Below are 14974 nucleotides of genomic sequence, written 5' to 3' on the forward strand. Positions count from 1 at the left end.
TTCGCGCCGCGGGCGCGCCCCCGGCGTGACCCCGGTTGGTATTTTCGGTCGGCAGGTATCGGCCGACGTGAGGACGCGAAGATGCTGGAGGCCGAGCTGCGGCTGGCCCGGCAGGAGGCGGAGCAGCGGGTCGCGCGGCTGCAGGCCGAGCTGGCCGCGGCCCGGGCCGAGCTCGGCCCCGCCGCCGCCGCCGGCTCGGCGCTGCGGACCGAGGAGGCCCGCCTCGCCGGCATCGAGCATCAGCTGGAGGGCCGGGCCCTGGCCCAGTTCGAGCGGGCCGGGGTCCTGGAGCGGGAGCTGGCCCGGCTGCGCCCCGAGAACGCGATGCTGCGCGAGCTCATCAGCCGCTACCAGGCCACGCCGGGCGCCTGATCAGGCCTCGCCGCGGGCCAGGGCGATCAGGCGGTCGAGCACCGGCCGGGAGCTGACCCGCAGGGCGTCGTGCTCGAACTCGTTGGTGACCCAGACCCGGGCGCCCCGGATGGCCTCGGCGGTGGCCAGGGAGAGCTCGCGGTCGACGTACATGTCGTCGTAGTACACGGCCGCCGCGACCGGGACCTCGTTGCGCGCCAGCACCTCCGGGTCGTAGAGGCGGGGCCAGTTCCCGCGCTCGGCGAGGAGTTCGGCGGCCTCGCGCAGCGGGGTGAGCGCCGGGTCGTTGGCGAACTCCCACGGGTACGTCATCTCGCCCGTGAAGTAGACCGGGGCGTCCGTGGCCAGGGCGTCGAACTCGGGGTGCGCGCCGCGTTGGCGGTGGGCGGCCCAGGCGGTCGCGCCGTCGCCCTGGCCGTAGATCGACTCGTGCAGCAGCGGGAAGACCGGGTTCGTCGCGTAGCTGATGCGGTGGTGCACCTGGGCGACGAAGGCATCAGAAAGTACACCCGAAGCCTCGAAGGCATCCTCGGTCAAGTAGTGCAGCTCGTGGGAGCCGGTGCTGGAGCCCAGCGCCAGGCCCAGCGTCTGGAACGCCTCCACGGTCAGCGGGGCGCCGCCGGGGAGCCGCACGTCGTGCTCGCGCAGGTGCCCGGCGATGGCCCGGACGGCGGCCACGTCCTGCGGGTAGCGCGCGTAGTGGGCCGCGTTCTTCGCCGCGACCCGCGGGTAGGTGCGCCGGTACACGTCCTCGGCCCGGGCGTGCAGGCCCGGCAGGCCGCCGGTGATGAGCACCTCGCGCAGCGCCTCGGGGGCGAGGGACAGGTAGGTGACGGCGCAGAAGCCGCCGAAGCTCTGGCCGAGGACCGTCCACTGCGCGTCGCCGAGCAGGTGGCGGCGGAAGCGCTCGGCGTCGCGGACGATGCTGTCGGCGCGGAAGTGCGCCAGGTAGGCGGCCTGGGCCTCGGGGCCGCCGCGGCGGGCCACGCTGTGGCGGCTGACCCGGGTGGAGCGGCCGGTGCCGCGCTGGTCGAGCAGCAGCACCCGGTAGTCGTCCAGGGCCCGGTCGATCCAGGAGTCGCGGCCGAGCGGGCGCGGCGAGGCGCTGCCGGGGCCGCCCTGCAGGAACACCAGCCACGGCTTGTCGCCGCCGCCGGGGGCGACGACCTCGCGGGCGTAGACGGCGATGGTCTCGCCCGCGGGGTCGTCGTGGTCGAGCGGCACCTCCAGGACGTGGTCGGTGCGGATGATGTTCATGTACCTGTTCTACCGGACGGGCACGTCCACGTAGGAGCCACCGGCGACAGTCACGCTGCCGCCGAGGGTGTTCGCGTCGTAGTAGAGCGGGTCCACGGTGTCCACGACCAGGGTCAGGGAGTGACCGGCCGGGACGTCGTACGCGGTCGCCGAGAGCGCCACGTCGACCGAGCGGCTGCCCGTCGCCGTGCCGAGCCAGCTGACCGGGGCGTGCGTGATGAGCTTCGCGTTGCCGAGGCTGTCGAGGTCGTACAGGTACGCCACGACGGTCCCCTGCGCGGCGGTGCCGGTCAGGTTCAGGTGCACCTGCGCGATGCCGCGGATGCGCAGCGCCGATCCCGGCCGCTCCGACGCCCAGACGCCCGCCCGCAGCCGGTCCACCGCGGGCAGCCAGATCTGCGGCTGCTGGCCGGTGAACGCGCCGACGCCGTTGGTCAGCAGGACCACGCCGCCGTTCGCGACGGTGTCGAGGTCGCCCGGCAAGGTCTTGCTCCACCCCGTACTCGGGGCGCCGCCGAGCAGGCCGGTGCCGTCGAGCCAGCGGATCGAGCCGAGCCCGTAGCGCTGGACCGAGCTGTTCAGCGCCGACCACGACGCATAGTGCTCGGAGCCCGCGTTCAAGGGCTGCAGCTGTACCGGCGGCTCGGCCCCGATGCCCGTGTCGACGCCCGCGAGATACTGGTCGAACCAGCGGTACAGGCTCGTCCAGGCGTCGTTGGGCAGCCCGAGGATGCCGGTGAACTCGGCGATCGCGTGGTCGCCGGGGCGCAGCTCGAGCCGCTTCGGGGTGTGCAGCCGGCCGAAGAAGTCCACGAGCTGGTCCGGCGGGAAGAACGAGTCGCCCCACGCGTTGGCGATCATCACCGCGGGCTGGTTGGCGTTGATGGCGTCGAGGTACGTGGCCGCGGAGCGCGCCTTGGCCCAGGCCTTCACCTCGTCGACGTTGCGGTTGGCGTTGAAGTCGGCGAGCTTGCCGGTCAGGTCGGCGCCGGGGTGGCCGAGCAGGGTCGCGGCGAGGCTCAGCAGCCCGGCGGACTGCTGGTGGCGGGTGTTGTCGCCGTAGAGGCTGTACACGAGGTCGGTCCAGCCGCTCATCATGACGACCGCGCGGATCCGCTTGTCGAAGGCGGCGCCGAGCAGGCTGATCCCGGCGCCGTAGCTGACGCCGGCCGCGCCGATGCGGGCCGGGTCGGCCGTGGTGTTCGCGATCGTCCAGTCGACGACCTTGGACAGGTCGGCCAGGTCCTGCGGGCCGGCGGTGTCGATCTCGCCGCCGGAGGCCCACCAGCCGCGCGGGGTGTAGGAGACGACGACGTACCCGCGATTGGCCAGGGCGTTCGCCTGCGCGAGGTACTCGAGGTCGTTGAGGCCCCAGCTGGACGGGAACACGATGGCCGGGTGCCGGCCGCTCGTCGCCGGGGCGACGACGTTGGCTTTCAGGGTGACTCCGGCGCCGCTGCCGGTGATGTCGACGAACCTGGTGGTGGGGGTGGCCGCGGCCGCGGGCGGCGCCTGGAGGGTTACCGCGGCGAGGGCGGCGGCGGCCAGCAGGGTCAGGGCTCTTCGGGTACGGGTCATGCGCACGCTCCTGGCGGGGTAGCGCTTCGCTTCCTGAGTGCTGGGAGCGTAGGAGCCCGTTCCGAGAATTAGAAGTTCGTGACATTCTCATTACCGGCCGGTAACATACCGGGGTGCTCTACGGGTCTCCGACACCGCAGCGGCGCGATGCTCAGCGCAACCGTTCGGCGATCGTGCGCGCGGCGAGCGAGCTGATGCTGAGCCGCGCCGCGGTGCTGATGCCCGAGATCGCGCGCCGGGCCGGGGTCGGGCAGGCGACGTTGTACCGCCACTTCCGCGACCGGCCCACCCTGGTCGCCGCCGTCGTGTCCGAGCAGCTGGCCCGGCTGGAGGCCGACGACGCGTGCACCTTTCGCGAGCTGCTCGGCACGGCCCTGCGCCTGTACGCCGTCATGCGCCCGCTCATCGCCGCCGCCGACGGCCTCGACCGCCGGCTGGGGGCGGCGCTGACGCCGGCGCTGCGCCGGGCCCAGCAACAGGGCCAGGTGCGCCCCGGCCTCGTGCCGGACGACCTGGCCCTGCTCTTCGCGATGCTGTCGGGCGCGCCCGCCGACGCCGAGCGCTCGATCGCGCTGCTAGTGGACGGTGTGTGCCTGTAGCCGCTGGCGCTGCCGCCCGAGGCCCTCGATCTCGAGCTCCATCACGTCGCCGGCGCGCAGGTAGGGCTGGCCGGGCAGGCCCATGGCCACGCCCGCCGGGGTGCCGGTGTTGATGACGTCGCCCGGGTACAGCACCATGAACTGGCTGACGTACCAGACGAGGTGCGGCACACCGAAGATCATGTCGGCCGCGACCTCGTTCTGCCGGGCCTCGCCGTTGACCCAGGAGCGCAGCCGCAGCGCCGGCACGTCGAGGTCGTCGGGGGTCACCAGCCAGGGGCCGAGCGGGTTGAACGTCTCGCAGTTCTTGCCCTTGTCCCACTGGCCGAGGCGCTCGAGCTGGAACTCGCGCTCGGAGACGTCGTTGCTTACCGCGTATCCGGCGATGTGCGCGGCGGCGTCGGCCGGGCTGTCCAGGTAGCGCGCGGTGCGCCCGATGACGACCGCGAGCTCGACCTCGTAGTCGGTCTTGACACTGGCCTTCGGGATGAGCACGTCGTCGTCGGGCCCGACGACGGTGTCGGCCGCCTTCATGAACACGATCGGCTCGGACGGCGGCTCGGCCCCCGACTCGGCCGCGTGGCGGGCGTAGTTCTGCCCGATGCAGATGACCTTGCCGATGCCGGTGAGGGGCGCTCCTCGGCGCGTGCCGTCGGGGACGTCGAGCCGGGGGAGGGTGCCGCCACCGCCGCCACCGCCGCCGCCGAGCGCGGCGCGGACCCGGTCGAGGCCGCCTCCGGCCAGGAAGGCGCCGTCGATGTCGGCGGTGATGCCGGACAGGTCACGGTACGTCCCGTCGTCATCGACCACGACGGGCTTCTCGAAGCCGGCGTCCCCGATCCGCGCAAGTCTCATACCGGCCAAGTTATGCCGCATGCGGCCAAGTGGTCAAGCCAATCCGAGCGCTTCGGACAGTGCATATTTCGGGGCGGACGACGTGCGGCGGCCCTCGCCGCGGCATCGGCGGCACCGGTCGATGGGCGGGCCGGCGCGGCTTCGGTCAGGCCCGTGTGTGGGCCGGTTCGCGGTGGTTGGTTCGGCAGCGGTCAGGCCGGCGCGGCTTCGGTCAGGCCCGTGTGTGGGCCGGTTCGCGGTGGTTGGTTCGGCAGCGGTCAGGCCGGCACGGCTTCGGTCAGGCCCGTGTGTGGGCCGGTTCGCGGTGGTTGGTTCGGCAGTGGGCGGGCCGGCGCGGCTTCGTTCAGGGCCCGTGTGCGGGCCGGTTCGCGGTGGTTGGTTCGGCAGCGGTCAGGCCGGCCGGTCAGGCCACGGTGCGCCTGGCCTCGGCCGCGACGCGCTCCAGGTGTTCGGTCATCGCGGCGCGGGCGGCGTCGGGGTCGCGGCGGTCGATGGCGTCCACGATGGCCCTGTGTTCGGCCGCCGTGCGGCGCAGCATGCCCGGGCGGGTCGCGGTCAGGGCGCGGCTCGCCTGGCCCAGCGTCGACAGCGTCTGCAGCAGGGCGGCGAGCACGGCGTTGCCGGCCGCGTCCGCGACCAGGCGGTGCAGGGCGACGTCCGTGGCCACCCGGTCCGGGTTGTCCAGCACCGCGCGCATCACGGCCACCTGCCCCGCGTCGGCGCGGGCGGCGGCGAGCGCGGCCAGGGCCGGCTCGATCAGCAGCCGCGCCTCGAAGAGCTCGTCGACGGTGCGGACGCTCAGCGACATCACGAACTGCAGGGGCTCGAGCAGGGTCTTGGTGTCCAGCGCCGCGACGTAGGTGCCGGAGCCGTGCCGGCTCTCCAGAATGTTGAGACTGACCAGCGACCGGATCGTCTCGCGCAGCGTGGGCCGGCTGATCTGCAGCATCTCGCTGAGCTCGCGCTCGGCGGGCAGGCGCTGCCCCGCGGCCAGCCGGCCGTCGACGATCATCTCCTGGATCTGCCGCATCGCCTGCGCGGCGGCCGATGAGCGGTCCAGCGGGGTGAACTCGGCGGTCACGGCTACTCTCCAGATGACTTGGTGGCCTGACCAGTTTAGGCGTTCCCGCCTTTTGGTACCGCCCTCTATGGTGACCGCATGGAGCTGCCCGACGGCCGTCTGCCCGAGTCGTTCGGCAAGCAGGCGTTCCCCGAGCCGAAGCCGTTCGAGATCGGCTCCCCGGCCAAGCCGGTCGTGCCTCCGGAGATGCCGGCCCCGCCGGTCTCGCCGCCGGCCCCGCCGGTCTCGCCGCCGGTCACCCCGCCGGCGAAGCCTCGGCCCACGTCGCCGAAGCCGGGCTCCTCGCGCACGCCGCCGAAGCCGGGCTCCTCCCGCACGTCACCGAAGCCCGGCTCCTCGCGCACGCCGAAGGCGCCCCGGTCTTCGCAAACGCCGCCGAAACCCTCTTCGCCGAAGAGCACGACGAACAAGAAGGTCGTGTTGGCCGCGTTGCTTGCCGCCATCGCCGCGATCGTGTGCTGCGCGGTCTCGTGCGACCAGAGCGACGACGACGACAACGCCGCCGGCGACGGCCCCGCGGCCCGCGTCACCACCGCGGCGTCGCCGGCGGACGAGGTGCCCGTGCCGATGGCGCCGGTGCTGGAGTCGTCGTTCGACCCCGGCAAGTGCCCGGCCATCGGCTTCCTCGGCGCCGACGAGCTCGGCCCCGACGCCCTCGACGCCCGGCGTGCGGTCAAGCTCGCCGTCGACCGCCACAACGCGTCGAACGTGACCGGGTGCCAGGTGCGCCTGGTCGAGGCCGACACCGGCCACGGCACGCCGTCGCAGCTGTCCGACGCGCTGGCCCGGTTCGGCGACGAGGTCGTCGGTGTCGTCGGGCCGCTGCGCAGCGCCGAGGTGGGGCAGGCGGGCGTGTGGTTCGACGCCCGGGGCCTGCCCTTCATCACGCCGTCCGCGGGCGACCCGGCCGTCGCGGCGCTGGGCCTGGGCATGTTCCACCGGCTGTACCCCACCGACCTCGACGTCGCCGACGCCGCCGCGGTGCTGCTGAGCGCCAGGCTCAGCGCCGGCAAGGTGTTCATGGTGCGCCACGACAGCGCCCTCGACCTGCGGATCGCCGATCGCCTGCGGCACGACACCGCCTTGACCGTCGTCGCCACCGCCCAGGTCCCGGCCGGGCTCAAGGACTACGCGGCCGTCGTGGGCAAGGTCCTGCCGTCGGGGGCCGAGTCCGTCTACTTCACCGGCTCCACCGGCGAGGCGGCCGACCTGGTCAAGGCGCTGCGCGCGGCCGGCTTCGGCGGTCCGGTCGTCGGGGGCGAGCCGCTGCTCGACCTCGAGTTCTCCCGGCTGGCCGGCAACGCGGCAGTCAACACGTTCGCGGTGTGCGGGTGCGGCGAGTGGGGCGACCGGATCTACGGCGAGGAGTTCCGCAAGGCGTACCAGCAGCCGCCGGGCCGGCACGCCGGTGCCGCGTTCGACGCCGCCCTGCTCCTGCTGGGCGCGGTCGGCGACCGCCAGCGGTCCCGCGCCGATGTGCGCCAGACCCTCGCCTACGGCCCGTTCGTGCTGACGCGGGGCACGTTCGACTTCACCGACACCGGCGACCTGGACCGCAAGTACGTCGAGGTGAACGTGTACCGCCCGAACGTCAGCCAGAGCGCCCCCGAGATGCTGCCGATGACGACGATTCACCTGTCCACCGCCTAGTACGGCAGCGTCAGCGTCTGCGCCGCGAAGCGCTGCGGATCGCCGGCCCGCGCCGCGAACGACTGCCCGGTGCCCTCGTCGGACCGGTCGAGCTGTCCATTGTGGATCAGGTACCCGGTCTTCAGCGAATCCGCGGCGGAGTCGTAGGCGGAGGGCGACCGGCCCGCGTTCCGCGAACCCCATCTGTACACGCGCGGTTCATGTGCGCGAGAGCGGACGTTCATCGATGCGATCGTGACGTGCGCCGCATTGTCGGGCGGTGCGTGGTCGCGGTCCCGAGCGGTTATGCGGCACGTGCTAACGTCCGGCGACAGGTACCCCGACTCGATGCGGCACGCCCGCCCTGACCTGGTGTGATGGGCCTAGATGACGACTGTGGAACCCTTGTTGGTGGTCAGCGTCCACGACGTGGCGCCGGCGACCGCCGGCGAGACCGCCCGCTGGTGCGCCGACGCCGACGCGCTCGGCATCCCGGTGTCCCTGCTGGTGATCCCCGGGCCCTGGCGGGGGATGTCCCTCGCCGACCACGGGGACTACGCCGAGGTGCTGCGGGACCGCGCCGCCCGCGGGGACGAGCTGGTGCTGCACGGCTGGTGCCACCGGGCCGGGCCGGAGGGGCGGGCCGTTCGGCGCGCCGTCGGCCGGGCCGTGGCCCGGGGGGCCGCCGAGTTCGCCGCGCTCGACGAGGGGCAGGCCGCCCGCCGCCTCGGCGACGCCAAGGACGTGCTCGACCGCCTCGGGCTGAAGACCACCGGCTTCACCCCGCCGGGCTGGCTCGCCTCGCCGGCCGCCGAGCGGGCGCTGGCCGGCGCCGGTTTCCGGTACACCACGGATCATTTCGGCGTGAAGGACCTGCGCGGCGCCGGGCCCAGCCGTGCCCGCCGCGGATTCGCGCTCTCCCACCGCCCCGGCGGCACCGGCGAGCGCCTCGGCTCGGCCGTCCTGCGCGCCGGCGCGGCCTGGGCCACCCGCCGCCGCGGCCTGGTGCGCGTCGCGCTGCACCCCGACGACCTGCACCGCCCGGGGCTGCGCGACGACACGCTGCGCGCCATCGAGGGCGCGCTGAAGGCCGGCGCCCGCGCCACCACCTACGGTGCCGTCCTGGACGCGGCGGCGTCGTGAGGATCGTCCAGCTCGCGAACTTCTACACCCCGGTCTCCGGGGGGCTGCGCACCTGCGTGGAGCAGACCGGGCGCGGGTACATCGCGGCCGGCCACGAGCGCGTCACGCTGGTGCCCGGCACCGAGAACCGCGACATCACGCTGCCCGACGGGCGCCACCTCACCGTGCGCAGCCCGCTGCTGCCCGGCACCGGCGGCTACCGGGTGCTCACCGCCCGCCGCCGGGTGTGCGAGCTGCTGGACAAGGTCGAGCCGGACGTCCTGGAGGCCAACGACAAGCTCAGCATCGGCTGGCTCGCGCCCTGGGCGCGGTCCCGGGGCGTACCGCTGGTGCTGGTCTCCCACGAGCGCATCAACGCCATCCTGCGCACCCGGGTGCCGCGCTGGTTCCCGCTGGACTCCGCGGCGGCCGCGATCAACCGCCGCCTGCACCGCCTCGTCGACCACATCGTGCTGACATCGTCCTTCTCCGCCGCGGAGTTCGAGGTCTTCGGCCGCGAGAAGATCCACCGGGTGCCGCTCGGGGTGGACCTGGAGACGTTCAAGCCCGCCCACCGCGAGCCGGGCCCGCGCCTCGTCACCGTCTCCCGCCTGTCCACCGAGAAGCACCCCGAGCTGTCCATCGAGGCCCTGCGCGAGCTGCGCCGGCGCGGGGTGCCGGCCACCCTCGACGTCATCGGCACCGGGCCGCTGCAGCGCCGCCTGGCCCGCCTCGCCGAGGACCTGCCGGTGCGCTTCCTGGGCCACGTGGCCGAGCGCACGCGCCTCGCCGAGCTCGTCGCCACCGCCGACATCTCGCTGTCGCCGTCGCCCGCCGAGACGTTCGGCCTGGCCACCCTCGAGTCCCTCGCGTGCGGCGTGCCGGTCGTGGTCCCGTCGAAGGGCGCGGCCGGGGAGCTGATCCTGCGCCCCGCGTCCGGCCGGGTCACCGACGGCACCCCGAAGGGGCTGGCCGACGGCGTCGAGGAGCTGCTCAGCGAGCCGCCGGAGCGCCGTCGTTCGGACGCGCGGGCGGTGGGGGAACAGTTTCCGTGGTCGGCGACGGTCGACGGTCTGCTGGAGGTGTTCGCCCGGGCGACCGGCCGGCTGCGCGTCCCGTAGCCGAGAGCAGCGCCACGCCCGCGACGAGCAGCGCCGCGACGACCAGCTGGCTCCAGGGCCACCACCGGGCGCCGCGCCAGCCCGCGTGGAAGACGGTCGCGTCGAACAGCGCGCTGCAGAGCGGGTCGGCGATGCTTATCGCGGTCAGCGCCGTCGGCAGCGAGCCGGCCGCGAACGCGTCCTGGGTCAGCAGGCCGCTCGCCGTGGTCGAGGCGATCACGGCCAGGGTCGACCAGTCGGTCGCCAGGCCCCGGACGCCCTCGCGGGCCAGGGTGTCGGTGACGAGCACGACGAAGACGGCGGTCAGGCACGTGCACACGCCGGCCGCGACCCCGGCGAGCGCGCCGCGCAGGCGGGCCTCGGTGCGGGCCGGCAGCAGGTGCGCGCCGGCGATGAACAGCACGATCACGCCCACGGCGATCCCGACGGCGGGGAGCACATCGGTTCGCTCGAGGGTGTGCGGTACCGACGGACGCGCCACGACGAGCAGGGCCAGCCCGGAGCAGACGGCGATGGTGCCGAGCCAGGCCCGGGCCGGCGGGTGGCGGACCGTGAGCATCGCGAACAGCAGCTGCGACACCAGCAGCGCCTGCACGACCGTGAGCGAGCCGAGGTGCAGCGCGAACGCGTGCGCGGCGAACGCGGCCACGTTCAGCAGCCAGCCGGCCAGCCACCAGCGGTCCCTCACCAGCCGCCGGACCAGCAGGAACACCCGCACCGGCAGCGCCCGGCCGTGTACGTCCGGGTTGATCCGGCGCGCCGCGCGCTGCTGCATCGCCGCCGAGGTGGTGAATATGGCGGCGGCGAGGACCGACAGCACGACGGCAGACATGATCAGGGGTTGTACCCCAGGCAGGCGACCGCCCGGCGTCGGGGGCATGGCCACGCGGTGTTGCGGCGCCCGGTTGCCGGGTGTGGGCCCCGTCACGTACCCGGTCACAGGGGTTGGGTTCGAGTTCTAGACTCAGCCCATGCTCATCCGGCCATGGCGAACGGGCGACGAGCACCTGGTGGCGGGCGCCGAACGGCACCTGTCCGCGCACAGCATCGACCGGCGCTTCCTCGTCGGCAGCGGCGGCCGGCTGCCCGTGTTCTACCTGCGCCACATCGCGGCCGGTCCGCGCCCCGAGTGGGACGCCCAGGTCGCCCTCGACGGCGGCGAGCTGTGCGGCTGGGCCGAGTACGGCCGCTGCCCGGCCGGCTCGACCGCGGCCGACCTGGCGGTGCTGGTCGCCGACCCGTGGCAGCGCACCGGCCTGGCCACCGTGCTCATCCGGGCCCTGGTGCACCGCATGGTCGCGGCGGGGGTGCGCACCATCCAGGCCGACGTGTCCGGCGGCAACGCGGCGAGCAAGGGCCTCATCCGGGCCCTCGTGGGGCCGGGCTGGAGCCCCACCTACGAGGACGGCCTGCTCCACTACGCCTTCGATCTGGCGGCGGTACCGGACGAGCAGCTGTCGGTACCGTTGAGCGCGTGAAGGCCGGCGACCGTGTGCTCCTGGGCCGCACGAGCCTGGCGGTGACCCGGCTCGGCCTCGGGCTCGCCTCGATCGGCGGCCTGCGGGCGCCGGTCCCGCCGCAGGACGCGCGCGACACCGTCGACACCGCGTGGCGGCTCGGGGTGCGGCTGTTCGACACCGCTCCGGTGTACGGCTACGGCCGCTCCGAGCGCCGCGCCGGGCGGGCCCTGCGCGGGCGGCCGCGCGACGAGTACGTGCTGTGCACGAAGGTCGGCCGGCTCATCGAGGCGGGCGGCCCCGACGGGCAGCCGATCTGGGCCGACCCGCCGGCCGGGGTCGGCCCGCGCCTCGACTTCACGGCCGAGGGGGTGTACCGCTCGCTCTCCGACAGCCTGGACCGCCTCGGCCTGGAGCGGGTCGACGTGCTGCACGTCCACGACCCGGACCTGAACTACGCGGCCGCGCTCGGCGCGGCCTACCCGGCGCTGGACCGGCTGCGCCGCGCCGGGCGGATCGCGGCCGTCTCGCTCGGCGTCAACCACGCGGACGTCGCCGCCCGGTTCGTCCGCGAGGCGCCGGAGCCCGGGGTCGACTGCGTGATGCTCGCCGGGCGGTACACGCTGCTGGACCGTTCGGGCGCGGACGAGCTGCTGCCGCTGTGCGCGGAGCGCGGGGTGGCGGTCCTGGCCGCCGGGGTGTACCAGGGCGGCGGGCTCTTCGACGAGGACGCGGGCCGCCGGGTGCGCGATGTCTGCGAGCGCCACGGCGTGCCCCTGCTCGCGGCCGCGGTGCAGTTCCCGTTCCGGCACCCGGCGGTCGCCGCCGTGGTGGTCGGGGCCCGCTCGGCCGCGGAGATGGCGCAGAACGCGGCGCTGCTGGAGCACCCGATTCCGCCGGCCCTGTGGGACGACCTGGCGTAAGCGTCCAATTCGGACAAGCTTTCGCCATCTTCAGCAGAAGTTGTCGACTTTTCGACGGAAGTCCCCTAGCGTGACCTAACACATCGACGTCCGTCGGTTCCGCCAGTACCGGCAGCGCGGCGATGACCCGTGCCCGTCTTCGGCGAGCGCGCGCGGGAGTCCATGACGGCTCCTACCCCTTGGAGCGTTCCCCTTGAAGCGATGGACGACCCTCCTCGCCCCGCTGCTCGCGGTCGCCGGCCTGCTGCCGGCGGTTCCCGCCGAGGCCGCGGTGCCACCGCAAGAGCCCGGCGTCACCCTGCGCGTCTTCGACCTGCAGACCCCGCAGAGCTCGATCTGCGTGCTCAAGCCCGGCCAGACGCCCAACGTCGACAAGCTCGTGCCGACCGTCAACTGGACCACCGCCGCCGACTTCGGCGGGCTCGAGGACTACTTCCAGGCCCAGGTCATCGGCAACGTCAACATCACCGCCGCCGGCTCGTACGCGTTCCGGCTCACCAGCGACGACGGCTCCCGCCTCGCCATCGACGGCGCCACCGTGATCACCAACGACGGGCTGCACGGGGCCACCGCCGTCGAGGGCACCGTCAGCCTCACCGCCGGGTACCACGCGCTGCGCATCGACTTCTTCGAGCGCACCGGCGGCCAGCAGCTGACCCTCGACTGGCGCCCGCCCGGCGCGTCCGCCTTCGCGCTCGTGCCCAACTCGGTGCTGAGCACCGACTCCGGCGTCGTGCGGGTCACCGCGCCCGGGCGCAAGGAGTGCGAGGGCGCCGCCGACTCGCCGGGCGACGGCCTGCCGCTGTCGTCGGTGCACCCGGGGTACACCCTCACGAACCTGCGCCCGAGCGGCTTCAACCCGCAGGTGAGCGCGATGGACTGGTTCCCCGACGGGCGCCTCGCGATCGCCACCTGGGGCGGGAGCCTGAACACGACCGGCGAGGTGTACATCCTGCGCAACGTCACCGGCGCCACCTCGCCGGCGCAGGTGCAGTACACCCGCATCGCCTCCGGGCTGAAGGAGCCCATGGGCCTGAAGATCGTCGACGGCGTCATCTACGTGTCGCAGAAGCACGAGCTCACCGAGCTCACCGACACCAACGGCGACGGCCTGATCGACCGGTACCGCACCGTCGCGACCTGGCCCTTCGACGGCAACTTCCACGAGTTCGCGTTCGGGCTGCTGTACCAGGACGGGTACTTCTACCTGAACCTGTCCGTCTCCATCAACGAGGGCGGCGCGACCACGGACCCGCAGGGCTCGGCGAACCGCGGCACCAGCCTGAAGATCAACCGCTCGACCGGCGCCGTGCAGTACGTCGCCGGCGGCCTGCGCACCCCCGACGGGATCGGCTGGGGCCCGGCCGGCGAGCTGTTCGTGACCGACAACCAGGGCGGCTGGCTGCCCGCGTCGAAGCTCGTGCAGATCAAGCCGGACCGCTTCTTCGGCCACTACACCAACCCCGACGGCCTGTTCGACGCCCAGCCGATCACCCAGCCGGTGCTGTGGCTGCCGCAGAACGAGATCGCCAACTCGCCGAGCACGCCGCTGGTGCTCCACAGTGGACCGTACGCCGGGCAGCTCGCGTTCGGCGACGTGACCTACGGCGGGGTCCAGCGTGCCTACCTGGAGCAGGTCGGCGGCGAGTACCAGGGCGCCGTGTTCCGCATGACGCAGGGGCTCGAGATGGGCGTGCTGCGCATCAGCGAGGGCCCCGACGGCGCGCTCTACGCGGGCGGCCTCGGCGCCGGCGGCAACTGGGGCCAGGAGGGCAAGCTGACGTACGGGCTGCAGAAGCTGACCCCGAACGGCGCCGGCACGTTCGACTTCAAGGCGATGCGGGTCCGGCCGGGCGGCTTCGAGCTGGAGTACACCCAGCCGGTGTCGACCGAGACGGCGGCCCAGCTGGCCTCGCACTACACCTTCAAGCAGTGGCGGTACGTCTCCACCCCGGCCTACGGCGGCCCGAAGGTCGACGAGGAGACCCTCCCGGTCACCTCGGCGACGCTCTCCGCGGACCGCCTGAAGGTGACCGTGCAAGTTGCCGGCCTCAAGCCCGGCCGGGTCGTGTACGTGCGCTCGCCGCGGCCCTTCACCTCGACGACGGGCCAGTCGCTGTGGAGCACCGAGGCGTGGTACACCCTCAACGCCCTCGCCGACGGCACGCTGCCGCCCACGGGCCAGCAGGAGGCCGAGAACTCGGGCCTGAGCGGCAGCGCCGGCGTCGCCACCGACCACAGTGGATACACCGGCAGCGGCTTCGTGGCCGGCCTCGGCAACACCGGCGCCGCGGCCACGTTCAGCGTCGCCGCGCCCAGCGCCGGCTCCTACAACGTGGCGCTGCGCTTCAGCAACGGGCCCAACCCCTCGGCCGGGGCGAAGACCGTCAGCCTGTACCTCAACGGCGCCAGGGTGAAACAGCTGTCGCTCGCCGACACCGGCAACTGGGACACCTGGGCGACCCAGACGGAGACGCTCACCCTGCGGGCCGGGGGCAACACCGTCGCGTACAAGGTGGACACCGGCGACATCGGCCACGTCAACCTCGACAACATCGCCGTCGCGCCGGCCGGCGGGGGCGGCGACCACACCGGCACCATCACGGGCATCGGCGGCAAGTGCGTCGACGTCAGCAACGCCGGCACCGCCAACGGCACGAAGATCCAGCTGTGGACCTGCAACGGCTCGGGCGCGCAGAGCTGGACCCGTACCGGCGACACCCTGCGCGCCCTGGGCAAGTGCCTGGACGTCGACAACGCCGGCACCGCCAACGGCACCAAGGTGCAGCTGTACGACTGCAACGGCTCGGCCGCGCAGGTCTGGCTGGCCCAGCCCGACGGCACGCTGCGCAACCCGCAGTCGGCCAAGGTCCTCGACGCCGCCGGCGGCGCCTCGGCCGACGGCACCCAGCTGCAGATCTGGGAGGCGACCGGAGTGGCCCAGCAGAAGTGGGTCCACAACTGAGCCACGGCCTCCACG

14 protein-coding genes and 1 pseudogene are annotated in these 14974 nt (G+C 73.6%); 8 read left to right on the plus strand and 7 right to left on the minus strand.

All coding sequences use genetic code 11. The annotated features are described in order from the left end of the window. Positions 1-81 precede the first annotated feature (81 nt). A complete protein-coding gene (locus tag ACPPVO_RS16580; RefSeq protein WP_426512089.1) occupies positions 82-372 on the plus strand; it encodes a hypothetical protein in 291 nt (96 codons plus the stop codon). Here the strand turns inward: ACPPVO_RS16580 and ACPPVO_RS16585 are convergent, their stop codons facing one another. Beyond that, positions 373-1629, minus strand: a complete 1257-nt coding sequence (locus ACPPVO_RS16585; RefSeq protein ID WP_426512090.1) for an alpha/beta fold hydrolase — start codon at positions 1627-1629, stop codon at positions 373-375. It lies immediately after the preceding gene. 9 nt (positions 1630-1638) lie between these two features. Then, complete coding sequence (locus ACPPVO_RS16590) at positions 1639-3207, minus strand: CocE/NonD family hydrolase (protein ID WP_426512091.1); 1569 nt, start codon at positions 3205-3207, stop codon at positions 1639-1641. A 113-nt stretch (positions 3208-3320) separates the two neighbouring features. On the opposite strand from ACPPVO_RS16590, the gene ACPPVO_RS16595 reads away from it, so the two are divergent. After that, the gene (locus tag ACPPVO_RS16595; protein ID WP_426512092.1) at positions 3321-3806 is read left to right on the plus strand and encodes a TetR family transcriptional regulator; all 486 of its coding nucleotides are present in this window, start codon (positions 3321-3323) and stop codon (positions 3804-3806) included. On the opposite strand, the gene ACPPVO_RS16600 is transcribed toward ACPPVO_RS16595, so the two are convergent. The 3 genes from ACPPVO_RS16600 to ACPPVO_RS16610 all read right to left on the minus strand — a co-directional run bounded on the left by ACPPVO_RS16600 (position 3783) and on the right by ACPPVO_RS16610 (position 6185). Continuing rightward, positions 3783-4661 carry a fumarylacetoacetate hydrolase family protein gene (locus tag ACPPVO_RS16600; RefSeq protein WP_426512093.1) on the minus strand — a complete coding sequence of 293 codons (879 nt, stop codon included), beginning with the start codon at positions 4659-4661 and terminating at the stop codon, positions 3783-3785. The two genes, ACPPVO_RS16595 and ACPPVO_RS16600, sit on opposite strands and share 24 nt — an antisense overlap. Before the next feature lie 403 nt (positions 4662-5064). Continuing rightward, the gene (locus ACPPVO_RS16605; RefSeq protein WP_426512094.1) at positions 5065-5742 is read right to left on the minus strand and encodes a FadR/GntR family transcriptional regulator; all 678 of its coding nucleotides are present in this window, start codon (positions 5740-5742) and stop codon (positions 5065-5067) included. A gap of 65 nt (positions 5743-5807) precedes the next feature. After that, the gene (locus ACPPVO_RS16610) at positions 5808-6185 is read right to left on the minus strand and encodes a hypothetical protein (RefSeq protein ID WP_426512095.1); all 378 of its coding nucleotides are present in this window, start codon (positions 6183-6185) and stop codon (positions 5808-5810) included. Between ACPPVO_RS16610 and ACPPVO_RS16615 the strand changes: the two genes are divergently transcribed. Then, positions 6163-7392 (plus strand): branched-chain amino acid ABC transporter substrate-binding protein, encoded by a 1230-nt coding sequence (locus tag ACPPVO_RS16615; protein WP_426512096.1) that lies wholly within the window; start codon positions 6163-6165, stop codon positions 7390-7392. The genes ACPPVO_RS16610 and ACPPVO_RS16615 overlap by 23 nt on opposite strands. Here ACPPVO_RS16615 and ACPPVO_RS16620 read toward each other — a convergent pair. After that, on the minus strand, positions 7389-7583 hold the full coding sequence (locus ACPPVO_RS16620; RefSeq protein ID WP_426512097.1) for a hypothetical protein: 195 nt from the start codon (positions 7581-7583) through the stop codon (positions 7389-7391). The genes ACPPVO_RS16615 and ACPPVO_RS16620 overlap by 4 nt on opposite strands. Positions 7584-7767: 184 nt before the next feature. On the opposite strand from ACPPVO_RS16620, the gene ACPPVO_RS16625 reads away from it, so the two are divergent. Then, positions 7768-8514, plus strand: a complete 747-nt coding sequence (locus tag ACPPVO_RS16625) for a DUF2334 domain-containing protein (RefSeq protein WP_426512098.1) — start codon at positions 7768-7770, stop codon at positions 8512-8514. Further along, positions 8511-9614, plus strand: a complete 1104-nt coding sequence (locus ACPPVO_RS16630) for a glycosyltransferase (RefSeq protein ID WP_426512099.1) — start codon at positions 8511-8513, stop codon at positions 9612-9614. Before ACPPVO_RS16625 ends, ACPPVO_RS16630 begins: the two co-directional genes overlap by 4 nt. A gap of 79 nt (positions 9615-9693) precedes the next feature. On the opposite strand, the pseudogene ACPPVO_RS16635 reads toward ACPPVO_RS16630, so the two are convergent. Next, positions 9694-10494 (minus strand): annotated as a pseudogene (locus tag ACPPVO_RS16635) (DMT family transporter); the annotation flags it as partial. A gap of 91 nt (positions 10495-10585) precedes the next feature. Between ACPPVO_RS16635 and ACPPVO_RS16640 the strand changes: the two are divergent. The 3 genes from ACPPVO_RS16640 (at position 10586) to ACPPVO_RS16650 (ending at position 14959) form a co-directional block, all read left to right on the plus strand. After that, positions 10586-11092 (plus strand): N-acetyltransferase family protein, encoded by a 507-nt coding sequence (locus tag ACPPVO_RS16640; RefSeq protein ID WP_426512100.1) that lies wholly within the window; start codon positions 10586-10588, stop codon positions 11090-11092. Beyond that, positions 11089-11994, plus strand: a complete 906-nt coding sequence (locus ACPPVO_RS16645) for an aldo/keto reductase (protein WP_426512101.1) — start codon at positions 11089-11091, stop codon at positions 11992-11994. Before ACPPVO_RS16640 ends, ACPPVO_RS16645 begins: the two co-directional genes overlap by 4 nt. A 193-nt stretch (positions 11995-12187) precedes the next feature. Continuing rightward, positions 12188-14959 carry a ricin-type beta-trefoil lectin domain protein gene (locus ACPPVO_RS16650; protein ID WP_426512102.1) on the plus strand — a complete coding sequence of 924 codons (2772 nt, stop codon included), beginning with the start codon at positions 12188-12190 and terminating at the stop codon, positions 14957-14959. Positions 14960-14974: the final 15 nt, after the last annotated feature.

Source organism: Dactylosporangium sp. McL0621, assembly GCF_049995355.1.
In the GTDB taxonomy this organism is placed as follows: domain Bacteria; phylum Actinomycetota; class Actinomycetes; order Mycobacteriales; family Micromonosporaceae; genus Dactylosporangium.

What these genes read in the sequence shown, in the direction of transcription:
- ACPPVO_RS16585 (WP_426512090.1), bottom strand. Translation starts at nt 1,629, where the DNA reads ATGAACATCATCCGCACCGACCACGTCCTGGAGGTGCCGCTCGACCAC.
- ACPPVO_RS16580 (WP_426512089.1), top strand. Translation starts at nt 82, where the DNA reads ATGCTGGAGGCCGAGCTGCGGCTGGCCCGGCAGGAGGCGGAGCAGCGG.
- ACPPVO_RS16610 (WP_426512095.1), bottom strand. Translation starts at nt 6,185, where the DNA reads ATGGCGGCAAGCAACGCGGCCAACACGACCTTCTTGTTCGTCGTGCTC.
- ACPPVO_RS16600 (WP_426512093.1), bottom strand. Translation starts at nt 4,661, where the DNA reads ATGAGACTTGCGCGGATCGGGGACGCCGGCTTCGAGAAGCCCGTCGTG.
- ACPPVO_RS16590 (WP_426512091.1), bottom strand. Translation starts at nt 3,207, where the DNA reads ATGACCCGTACCCGAAGAGCCCTGACCCTGCTGGCCGCCGCCGCCCTC.
- ACPPVO_RS16640 (WP_426512100.1), top strand. Translation starts at nt 10,586, where the DNA reads ATGCTCATCCGGCCATGGCGAACGGGCGACGAGCACCTGGTGGCGGGC.